This window comes from Roseateles sp. (assembly GCF_036404855.1).
In the GTDB taxonomy this organism is placed as follows: Bacteria; Pseudomonadota; Gammaproteobacteria; order Burkholderiales; family Burkholderiaceae_C; genus Pelomonas.
In genome coordinates this window covers 1-6,639 of sequence record NZ_DASWYS010000132.1, presented here as the reverse complement: position 1 = coordinate 6,639, position 6,639 = coordinate 1, and the positions used below count along the sequence as shown (strand labels likewise).

Sequence of the window (6,639 nt, the reverse complement as noted above, 5' to 3'; positions counted from 1 at the left end):
CCTGCAGCTCCAGCGGCATCTCGGTGATCTCGTCCAGGAACAGCGTGCCGCCGCTGGCGCGCTCGAAGAAGCCCTGGTGCTGGCGCTCGGCGCCGGTGAAGCTGCCCTTCTCGTGGCCGAAGATCTCGCTCTCGAGGAGATTGGGGCTGATGGCGCCGCAGTTCACCGCCAGGAAAGGCCGGTTGCGACGGCGGCTGAGGTCGTGCACGGTCTGCGCGACGACTTCCTTGCCGGTGCCGGACTCCCCGGTGATGAAGACCGACACGCTGGTGCCGGCGACGCGCGAGATCTGCTCGTAGATGCGCTTCATCGGCGCGCTGCGCCCCCAGAGGTGGCCGAAGTGGCCGGACTCGTCGAGGTTGGCGGCCAGGCCCTGCACTTCGGCCTGCAGCGCCGCCGGCTTCATGATGCGCGACAGCACGCCCTGCAGCTGCTTGAGGTTGACCGGCTTGACCAGGTAGTCGGCCGCGCCCAGGCGCAAGGCCTGGATGGAGGTCTCGAGGTTGGCGTGGCCGGTGCACAGCACGACCTCGGAGTTGGCCACCAGCTTGGGGTCGGCCAGCAGGTCCATGCCGTTGCCGTCGGGCAAACGCAGGTCCAGCAACAAGATGTCAGGCTGCTGCAGTGCGATCTGCCGGCGGGCGTCGCGCAGGTTATGGGCCAGCGCAACAGTGAACCGCTCGCCAGCGATCAGCTCCCGCAGCGAAGCTGCGGAGTCAAGGTCGTCGTCCACCACCAGGGCATGTGGCATGCGCGGGGCCTCCTTCCGGCGTCTGTGGCAGGTGATGCCTGCATCGGGACAACCATTTTGAACAGATTCGGCGATGCCGGGAACCAATAACCCGACGCCCGCGGTCCGCGGCGTTATGGCGTGTCCGCAGGATTTACTGCAAACCCTGCGCATCGCTTCCCCGCTCGGGTTGGAAGTCGCTTGTGGGCACGCCGATTGCCACGGCGTGTCACATGACGCAATCTCGTCGCGGGCGGAGGGGTGGATGGGCATGGGCCCTGGCGCTGCTGTTCCTGCTGGCGGGCACGGTCGCCTGCGGCAGCCTGGCCGAGCGGGAGCGCCCGTTGCAGCCCCTGCCACCGCAACGGATCGCCGAGCGCATCACCCTTCAGGGCCCCGCCGGCCCAGTGCCCGAAGCCACCGAGGCTCGTGACCTGGCCCGCGTGCGCGACGAGGGCCATGGCGCGCTGTTCGAGCGCCATCTGGGCGCGCTGGCGGCCCAGGGGGACACCCAGCTGCTGCGCGGCAACACGGCCCGGCTGCTGGTCGATGGGCCGGCCACCTTTGCCGCCATGAAGAAGGCCATCACCGCGGCCCGCCACCGGGTGCTGGTGGAGTTCTACATCGTCGAGGACGAGGGCGTGGCGGCAGAGTTCGCCGAGCTGCTGCTGCGCAAGGCGGCCGCAGGCGTGAGCGTGGCACTGATGTACGACAGCCTCGGCTCCCTGGGCACCGACAGTGCCTTCTTCGAGCGCTTGCGCCAGGGAGGCGTCGCCGTCTGCGCCTTCAACCCGCTGAATCCGCTCGAACGGCCGGGCCACTGGGGCGTGCTGCAGCGCAACCATCGCAAGGTGCTCGTGGTCGACAGCGACGCGGCCTTCACCGGCGGCATCAATCTCAGCAATGTCTACGCGGAAGGCTCCTTCGGCAGCGCCCGCCGCAAGGCCCCACCGGCCGACGCCGACCGCCAGGGCTGGCGAGACACCCAGGTCGAGCTGCGCGGCCCCGTCGTGCCGGCCCTGGCCGCGGTGTTTCGCGAGTCCTGGACCTTGCAGGGTTGCAAGGGGGAACTGCCGCCCGCGCCGGCGCCCGGCATCGCCCTGCCGGGCCAGCGCGTCGTCAAGCTGGTGGTGGGCAACCCCGACCATGGCGTCAACCCGAGCTACACCGCCCTGCTGCATGCCATCGACGCCTCACAGCGCAGCGTGCAGTTGACCATGGCCTACTTCGCGCCGGGCGACGAACTCATCCAGGCCCTGTGCGACGCGGCCCGACGCGGCGTCGCCGTGACGCTGGTGCTGCCGGGACGCAGCGACGTGTCCCTGGTGCTGCATGCGGCACGTTCGCGCTATGCCCAGCTGCTGGAGGCCGGCGTGCAGATCCGCGAGATGACGCAGGCCGTCATGCACGCCAAGACGGCCGTCGTGGACGGCGTCTATTCGAGCGTCGGATCCAGCAATCTGGACTGGCGCAGCATCGTCGGCAACCACGAGATCGACGTCATCGTGCTGGGCGACGACTTCGGCCAGCAGATGCAGGCCCTGTTCGCGCGGGACGTCGCCGCGTCACAGCAGATCGATCCCGCGCAGTGGGCTCACCGCGGCCTGGGGCAGCGACTCCTGCAAGGGTTGGCGCGCCTCGTCGAACCCCTGCTTTGAGCGCCGGGAACACCGCTTGCCTGACCGTGAACGCAATTCACCCGCATCTTTGGAGTCAGACCATGACGATTGAAACCATGGACACCCCCTCCATGGCCGGCACCGCCCACGCGATGGCCGCCGAACGCTTTCTGAACGAACTGCGCCTGGAGCGGCCGCGCCGCCCTGGCGGTAGCGCCATGGGCCGACTGATGCGACGCAGTCGCACACGCACGGCGGGCATCCGCTTCGAATGGGTACTGCGCACCATCGGACCGGTGCTGCGCGTCGTGGCCACCTGGACCGACCGGCTGGGCCAGCCGCATCACACCTCGTTCTCGGTGCAATGCAACGGCCTGGAAGGCGCCCTGGACCGCGCGATCGCGTCGCGCGTCTCCTGCGGGGCACCGCAGCCCGATCGCGAAGACCTGCTGCAGCGCCTGCGGCATGAATTCGCCACCGCACCCTACGTGGCCGCTCGCATGGCCAACCACCTGCCAGGCCTGACGGCACCGGCCAGCCTGTTCACCACCCGCAAGGAAATGGCCGCGACCGAGTGCCGCTGACCCGCACCCGGCCCGTCAGGGGAGCTTGGCGAGCATGGCGGCTTCTGTCGCCTCGTCCCAGAACAACGGATACAGACAGCGCGCCGTGGACACGTCGGTACGGCCCGCCCAGAGAGAGATCTGTTCGCGGATGGTGTCGAAGTCGATGCTCATCAGCACCGCCGGCGCGTTCACACGGGGGTTGTGGCGCGCCGTCGTGTACGGCAGCAACCCCAGCCAGCGGCGGTAGAAGGCCACATGGCGAGGATTCACCTCGATGACCAGCCGCTGGCACCGGGCACGCCGGTGGGCATGGAGGTAGCCGAGATGGAAGATCTGAGCCAGCAAGGCCCGGGACTCCGGCGCATTGCGGTCCACGGCCAAACGGCCGAATTCGCAGAGCTTGACGCCCGCTGCGCGCCATTCGGCCAGTTCGGCCTCGAACAACAGATCCGTGTGCAGGCCGTCGGGACCATCGAAGCGCACCGACATGGTGCCCACGATGTGATCGCCGGTCCGTGCCGTGCAGACGATGTCACCATCCTCATTGCGACTGTTGAAACGCTCGCGCGTCAGGGCCAGGCCCCGATCACCGTAGCGGCGCTCGACCAGGTTGTAGGCATCGCCTTCCAGAGCACCGAAGTCGCTGTCCAGCTCCAGCGGCGGGCCGCCGTGGGGGTTCAGCGGCGTGCGGCGGCTTTCTTCAAATAACGAAATCATCGGCTGCGTCCTTGGCACCCAACACACCAAGCGGCGAAGTCTAGGGAAGGATTCGACACAAATTGATGAGGCTCACAGACCGATACAACTGAAATCTTACCGATTTTCGGGTTTACATGTCACCCAAAAAGGCGACAACAGCCCCCTCGAAGGCCGCCGGCTGCTCAATGGGCCCGAGGTGCGAGGCGTCATCCAGCAGACACAGCTGCGCGCGCGGTACGGAGCTCGCCAGAGCCGCCAGGCGCTCCGCAGGCACGCCACCATCCTGGGCGCCGCCAACGACCAGGGTCGGGCCCGTCCACCCCGCAAGCGCACCGCGCAGATCGGCATCACGGACGGCAGTGCAGGCCTGGGCATAGGCCGCAGGGTCCTGGGCGAGCAGGACGTCGCGCAGCAGGGTCTCGATGTCAGGCCGGGCGGCGCGAAGGGCCGGGTTCAGGTAGCGCGCCAGCGCGGCCTCGGCGACGGCCACCATGCCCTGTCGGCGCACCGCGTCGATGCGCTCGCTGAAGACGGCGCGCGCCGCCTCGGGATAGTGCGAATCGCAGTGCGCCAGCACCAGGCCGCGCAGCAGGTCCGGCCGCGTCGCCGCCAGTTGCTGGGCCACGAGGCCGCCCAGGGAGAGCCCGACCATGACGACGGGGCCACAGCCCCATTCGGTGACCAGGCGTGCAGCGTCGTCGGCCAGCTCGGCCAGGCCCCAGTCGCCACGGGGGTTGGGCGAGCGGCCATGGCCGCGCAGGTCGTAGCGCAGCGTCGGATGGCCAAGCGCGGCCAGGCGGCCGGCCAGGCCCTGCCAGATGGCTTCGCTCAGGCCGAGGGGATGGGCCAGCAGCACCGGCGCCTTGTCGCCCTCGCCCTGCAGCGTCACGGCAAGCTGGGGGCGGCTGAAGGTCGTGTGGTGGCGCGGGCGTGCGGCCGGCATCAGCGGCGCCGACTCGAGCTTGATGCCCAGCTCGGCCAGCAGCGCCATCGTGCGCTTGAAGGCCGTGTTGGCGGCCGGCACCCCGGCATAGATGCCGCCCTGGATCAGCACCTCCCGCACGGTTTCGGGCGGCATGCCCGCGGCCAGCGCCGCGCGGCAGTGCAGGTCGAACTCCTCCCAGCGGCCCTGGGCCATCGTGAAGGCGAGGACGAGCAGGCGGCGCGTCGCGGTCGACAGGCCGGGACGGTTCCAGACGGCGTCCCAGGCATAGCGGGTGATGAGATCCTGGAAATCGGCGTTGAAGGTGGTCGCGTCGAGCGTCGAGCGGCGCACCCAGACGTCGCCCAGCACCTCGCGACGGCGCGCGAGGCCATGGTCGAAGTCATCGCGACGGTCGTCGTCAGTCAGCACGGGCATGTGAATCTCCCTACGCATGGGCCCGAGGGGTTGCAGTCATCAAATGAGCATACCGGGGCTCATCAAGAAAAAGGCCACGCATCGCGTGGCCTTGGATGGTGTCGAAGTGCCCCGCGTCAGACGGCGTACTTGCCGACCAGGCGGTTCATGTTGGTCATCGACAGGCGATGCATCTCGATCAGCGCGATGAGGCCGTTGCGATGCAGCTCCAGCACCTTGGCGTCCGGCAGCTCGGCGTACTTCTTCTCGTCCAGGGCCAGGAAGCCCTCGACATCGAACTTCTCGCCGTTGGGCAGCGTGGCCTCGAAGCGCATGTCCTGCAGCAGATCCAGGTCGACCAGCAGGTTGCAGATCAGGCGGGTGCGCTCGGCCTCCTGCTCGAAATTCTCGAGGAAGGCCTTGGCGTTCAGCAGGAACTCGGTCGGCTCACCGTCCTTGAACAGAGCCTCGCCCTGGGTCTCGTTGAAGGCCGGCCACTTGCTGTCGTAGCAGACCGCCAGGTTGTTGGCGTTGTCGTCCAGGCGGGCCATCATGAAGGGATAGCGGCGCACATAGGCGGGCACGTAGTTGCCCGTCCACTTCTCGCCCTCGACGAAGAGGTTGGAGCCGGCACGCAGGCCCAGCACGGCCAGCGGCGCCACGACGGGCTTGGCGTCCGTGCCACCGGTGCCGGCACGCACGAAGACGATGGGGTATTCCTTGCTGGCGTCGGCGAATTCGACGGCGGCCAGGAAGACCGAGTTCTGGTCCGCCACGCGGCCGACGACGGATTGCTCGGTGTCCAGCTTCAGGTTCTTGTGGACTTCGCGGTCCAGCGGCAGCAGTTCGCCGTACATCGGGGGGTTGCTCATGTTTCTTTCTCTCCAGGTTCGGCCAGGCGACTGACCAGCACTTTGTCCACACGCTTGCCGTCAAGGTCCACGACCTCGAATCTCCACGCGTCCCACTCCACCACATCGGTCGTGCGCGGCAAGCGCCCCAGCAGCAGCATGATCATGCCGGCCAGGGTGTTGTAGCGCCCACGGTCCTCTTCGGGCAGTTCCTTCAGCTCCAGGCGGTCCTTCAGCTCGGGCACGGGGATCAGGCCATCGATCAGCCAGCTCCCGTCCTCGCGTTGCACCGCCCAGGCATCGCCATCGCTGGGGGCATTGAACTCCCCGGCAATGGCTTCCAGCACGTCGCGCACGGCAATGACGCCCTGCACCTCGCCGTACTCGTCGACGACGAAGACCAGCGGCGCATCCGAAACGCGGAAATGTTCCAGCAGCTCCATGCCCGACAGCGTCTCGGGCACGAACAGCGGCGGCTCCAGGCCCGCCGTCAGGTCCAGGGGACGCCCTTCCAGCATGCCCGCGAGCAGCGCCGGCGCGTTCGCTACGCCCAGCACGTCGGTCAGGCCACCGCGGCACACCGGATAGCGGCTGAAGCCGTGCTCGCGGAGCACCGCCAGGACCTCGGCCGGCGTGGCATCGACCTCCAGCCAGGCGATCTCGGCGCGCGGAATCATCATGGAGCCGACCTGGCGCTCGTCCAGGCGGAACACATTGCGCACCATCTGGTGCTCGTGCTGCTCGATGACGCCAGCGTCCAGGCCCTCCTCCAGGCTGGCCGCGATCTCCTCTTCGGTTACCCCGCGCGCGCCCTTGTTGCGCAGGCCCAGCAGGC

The 6,639-nt window shown here is 68.4% G+C and carries 7 protein-coding genes; 2 read left to right on the top strand and 5 right to left on the bottom strand.

Going from position 1 to position 6,639, the window contains the following annotated elements; genetic code table 11:
* Window positions 1–751, bottom strand: a 751-nt coding sequence (locus VGF12_RS08945) for a sigma-54-dependent transcriptional regulator (RefSeq protein ID WP_331175690.1), incomplete at its 3' end; no start/stop codon positions are given.
* A 212-nt stretch (window positions 752–963) separates the two neighbouring features.
* On the opposite strand from VGF12_RS08945, the gene VGF12_RS08940 reads away from it, so the two are divergent.
* Complete coding sequence (locus tag VGF12_RS08940; RefSeq protein ID WP_331175689.1) at window positions 964–2,388, top strand: phospholipase D-like domain-containing protein; 1,425 nt, start codon at window positions 964–966, stop codon at window positions 2,386–2,388.
* Window positions 2,389–2,450: 62 nt separating this feature from the next.
* Window positions 2,451–2,933 carry a hypothetical protein gene (locus tag VGF12_RS08935; RefSeq protein WP_331175688.1) on the top strand — a complete coding sequence of 161 codons (483 nt, stop codon included), beginning with the start codon at window positions 2,451–2,453 and terminating at the stop codon, window positions 2,931–2,933.
* A 15-nt stretch (window positions 2,934–2,948) separates the two neighbouring features.
* On the opposite strand, the gene VGF12_RS08930 is transcribed toward VGF12_RS08935, so the two are convergent.
* The 4 genes from VGF12_RS08930 to VGF12_RS08915 form a co-directional block, all read right to left on the bottom strand.
* On the bottom strand, window positions 2,949–3,632 hold the full coding sequence (locus VGF12_RS08930) for an N-acyl amino acid synthase FeeM domain-containing protein (RefSeq protein WP_331175687.1): 684 nt from the start codon (window positions 3,630–3,632) through the stop codon (window positions 2,949–2,951).
* Between the two features lie 112 nt (window positions 3,633–3,744).
* Entirely contained in the window at window positions 3,745–4,974 is a 1,230-nt protein-coding gene (locus VGF12_RS08925; protein WP_331175686.1) for an alpha/beta fold hydrolase, read from the bottom strand.
* A 116-nt stretch (window positions 4,975–5,090) separates the two neighbouring features.
* Window positions 5,091–5,825, bottom strand: a complete 735-nt coding sequence (locus tag VGF12_RS08920) for a SapC family protein (protein ID WP_331175685.1) — start codon at window positions 5,823–5,825, stop codon at window positions 5,091–5,093.
* Window positions 5,822–6,639: hemolysin family protein (locus VGF12_RS08915; protein ID WP_331175684.1), on the bottom strand; the 818-nt coding region annotated here is incomplete at its 5' end. The genes VGF12_RS08920 and VGF12_RS08915, both read right to left, overlap by 4 nt.